4 protein-coding genes are annotated in these 2,881 nt (G+C 61.5%); all 4 read left to right on the top strand.

From position 1 onward, the window contains the following. On the top strand, window positions 1–762 hold a 762-nt coding region (locus tag VIW95_RS03310), incomplete at its 5' end, for a sulfate ABC transporter substrate-binding protein (RefSeq protein WP_331583988.1). 7 nt (window positions 763–769) lie between these two features. Next, the gene (gene cysT / locus VIW95_RS03305) at window positions 770–1,600 is read left to right on the top strand and encodes a sulfate ABC transporter permease subunit CysT (RefSeq protein WP_331583987.1); all 831 of its coding nucleotides are present in this window, start codon (window positions 770–772) and stop codon (window positions 1,598–1,600) included. Window positions 1,601–1,606: 6 nt separating this feature from the next. Beyond that, window positions 1,607–2,491 carry a sulfate ABC transporter permease subunit CysW gene (gene cysW, locus VIW95_RS03300; protein WP_331583986.1) on the top strand — a complete coding sequence of 295 codons (885 nt, stop codon included), beginning with the start codon at window positions 1,607–1,609 and terminating at the stop codon, window positions 2,489–2,491. Continuing rightward, window positions 2,488–2,881, top strand: a 394-nt coding sequence (locus tag VIW95_RS03295) for an ATP-binding cassette domain-containing protein (protein ID WP_331583985.1), incomplete at its 3' end; no start/stop codon positions are given. The genes cysW and VIW95_RS03295, both read left to right, overlap by 4 nt.

The following is a 2,881-nucleotide window of genomic DNA, read 5'->3' as shown; positions in this document are numbered from 1 at the left end:
GTGACACTCGGGCTCGCCGGCGATATCGACGCGATCGTCGAGAAGGCCGACTTGTTGCCGCGAAGCTGGCAATCGCGCCTGCCCGACAACAGTTGCCCCTACACCTCGACAATCGTGCTGCTGGTGCGCAAGGGAAATCCAAAAAAGATCCACGATTGGGATGACCTGGTGAAGCCGGGCATCTCGGTGATCACGCCTAACCCGAAGACGTCGGGCGGCGCGCGATGGAATTTGCTGGCTGCGTGGGGCTACGCCCTGAAGATGAACGGCGGCGACGAGGCCAAGGCCGCGGCCTTCGTAGGCACGCTCTACAAGAACGTGCCGGTGCTCGATTCCGGCGCGCGGGGCTCGACGACGACGTTCGCCGAGCGCGAAATAGGCGACGTGTTGATCGCGTGGGAAAATGAGGCGCGAATGGCTATCAAGCAATTCGGCGCTGACAAATATGAGGTCGTATATCCGTCGGTGAGCGTCCGGGCCGAACCTCCCGTCGCGTGGGTGGACAAGGTCGACCGCCGTCACGGCACGGCCGACGTCTCGAAGGCCTACCTGGAATTTCTCTACACCCCAGCAGGGCAGGAAATAATCGCACAGAATTTCTTCCGTCCGCGCGACAAGACCGTCGCGTCGAAATATGCGAGTCAGTTCCCGAGCCTGCCGATGCTGACGATCGATGCGGATTTCGGCGGATGGAAAACCGCGCAACCGAAGTTTTTCGGCGACGGCGGCGTATTCGACAAGATCTATCAGCCGGGAAGTTAGATACGCGATGGCAACGACGAGACGGAACAACGTGCTGCCGGGATTCGGCCTGACACTCGGCTTCACGGTGGCCTACCTCGGAATCGTCGTGTTGATTCCGATCTCGACGATTTTTTTCAAGACCTTCACGTTGACGTGGCCGCAGTTCTGGGCCGCCGTGGCAAGTCCGCGCACAATCGCGGCGTACAAATTGAGCTTCGGCGCCTCGATTGCGGGCGCGTCGATCAACTCGGTGTTCGGTTTCGTCGTGGCGTGGAGTCTGGTTCGTTACGAATTTCCAGGCAGGACGCTGATTGACGTGATGGTTGATCTGCCGTTCGCGCTGCCGACCTCGGTGGCGGGAATTACGCTCACGGCGATTTACGCCGGCAACGGATGGATCGGCCGGTATCTCGCACCGCTCGGGATCAAAGTGGCGTATGCGCCGCTCGGAGTCGTAGTCGCGCTCACGTTCGTCGGGTTGCCGTTCGTCGTCCGCACCATTCAGCCCGTGCTCGAGGATCTCGACCAGGAATACGAAGAGGCTGCGGCGACGCTGGGTGCGAGCCGGTTGCAGACGTTCATACTGGTGATCGCGCCTGCGCTGATACCCGCGCTGCTGACCGGATTCGCACTCGCGTTCGCGCGCGCGCTTGGTGAATACGGTTCGGTGGTTTTCATCTCGGGCAACATGCCGATGCATACCGAAGTGGTGCCGCTGTTGATCATGAGCAAGCTCGAGCAGTTCGACTACGCCGGCGCCACGGCGATCGCGGTCGTGATGCTGACGGCGTCGTTCGTGATTCTGCTCGGAATCAACGTGCTGCAAAGGTGGAGCAGCCGCCGCCTGGCGGCATAGGTTCCGATGAGCAGCAATTCGCCAGGCGAACTAAAAAGACCGGGGACTGCGGATCCGCCGGCGGTCAGAATCGCGCTGATCACGATCGCGTTGGTGTTTGTCGCCCTGTTCATTTTTATCCCGGTGATCGCCGTGTTTACCGAAGCGCTGCGCAAAGGAATCGGCGCATACTTCGCCGCGATTGTCGATCCCGAGGCGCTGGCTGCGATTCGTTTGACGCTGATGACCGCCGCGATCGCGGTGCCGCTGAACGTCGCTTTCGGTATCGCCGCATCGTGGGCGATCGCGCGCTTCGATTTTCCCGGCAAGCAAATGCTGTTAACGCTGATCGACATCCCGTTCTCGGTCTCACCGGTTATCGCAGGGATGCTGTTCGTGCTGCTGCTCGGCGTGCGCGCGCCGCTTGGCGGATGGCTCGCGGAGCACGGTATCAGGATCATTTTTGCGGAGCCGGGAATCGTGCTCGCAACGATTTTCGTCACCTTTCCGCTCGCCGCGCGCGAGCTCATCCCGATCATGCAGGCGGTCGGCAGCGAGGAAGAGGAAGCCGCGATCGTGCTCGGCGCCGGCGGCTGGCAGATGTTCTTTCGGGTGACGCTGCCCAGCGTCAAGTGGGGCCTGCTGTACGGGATGGTGCTGTGCAACGCGCGCGCGATGGGCGAGTTCGGCGCGGTCTCGGTGGTGTCGGGGCATATCCGCGGGCACACCAATACGATGCCGTTGTACATCGAGATTCTATACAATGACTATCAGTTCGCGGCCGCGTTTGCGGTCTCGTCACTGCTCACCCTGCTCGCGATCGCGACGCTGATCGCCAAGTATTCTTTGGAGCGCCGCGTGGTGCCGGTAAAGCAGGCGCAGGAGGAACTCGCGGTCAAAGTAGCGGCATGAGTATCGAGCTCAAAAACATCAGCAAGAAGTTCGGCGACTTCGTTGCGGTTGACAATATCAACCTGCATATCGAAACCGGCGAGCTGGTCGCGCTGCTGGGGCTGTCGGGCTCGGGCAAGACCACCCTGCTCCGCATAATCGCGGGGCTGGAGACGCCGGACACCGGCGAGGTGCTGTTTCATGGCGAGGACGCGAGCGCGGTCAGCGTGCGCAAGCGCAAGGTCGGTTTCGTATTTCAGCATTACGCGCTGTTTCGCCACATGACGGTGTTCGAAAACGTCGCCTTCGGAATGCGCGTGCTGCCGCGGCGCGAACGGCCCGCCGAGGCTGAGGTCCAGCGTCGGGTGCATGAGCTGCTGAAGCTCGTGCAGCTCGACTTCCTTGCCGATC

Source organism: Binatus sp. (SeqCode) (assembly GCF_036522015.1).
GTDB lineage: Bacteria > Desulfobacterota > Binatia > Binatales > Binataceae > Binatus.
The sequence above is the reverse complement of the archived record's forward strand: the minus strand, read 5'-3'. Positions and strand labels throughout refer to the sequence as shown.